This window comes from Pseudomonas serbica (assembly GCF_028823535.1).
Lineage (GTDB): Bacteria > Pseudomonadota > Gammaproteobacteria > Pseudomonadales > Pseudomonadaceae > Aquipseudomonas > Aquipseudomonas serbica.
The window spans coordinates 1-252 of sequence record NZ_JAQIYM010000075.1 but is presented as its reverse complement, the minus strand read 5'-3'; the positions used below and the strand labels follow the sequence as shown (position 1 = coordinate 252).

1 protein-coding gene is annotated in these 252 nt (G+C 70.2%); it reads right to left on the bottom strand.

Features of this window, described 5'->3' with window-relative positions:
• Nucleotides 1-252, bottom strand: a 252-nt coding sequence (locus NQL71_RS29815) for a hypothetical protein (protein ID WP_274643806.1), incomplete at both ends; no start/stop codon positions are given.

Sequence of the window (252 nt, the reverse complement as noted above, 5' to 3'; positions counted from 1 at the left end):
AATCTGGGTCGGTTTCAGGGCTGCCACTTGAGCGGTGGTCAGTGCCGCGACCTGGGCGGTGGTCAGGGCGGCGACGCCAGCGGTGGTCAGCGCAGCGACATCGGCAGGCTGCAGGGCCGCCACTTGGGTGGTGGTCAGTGCAGCCACTTGGGCCGGTTTCAGCGCGGCCACCTGGGCGGTAGTCAGGGCCACGACCTGGGCGGTGGTCAACGCAGCGGTCTGCGCGGTGGTCAGGGCCGCAACGCTGGTCAG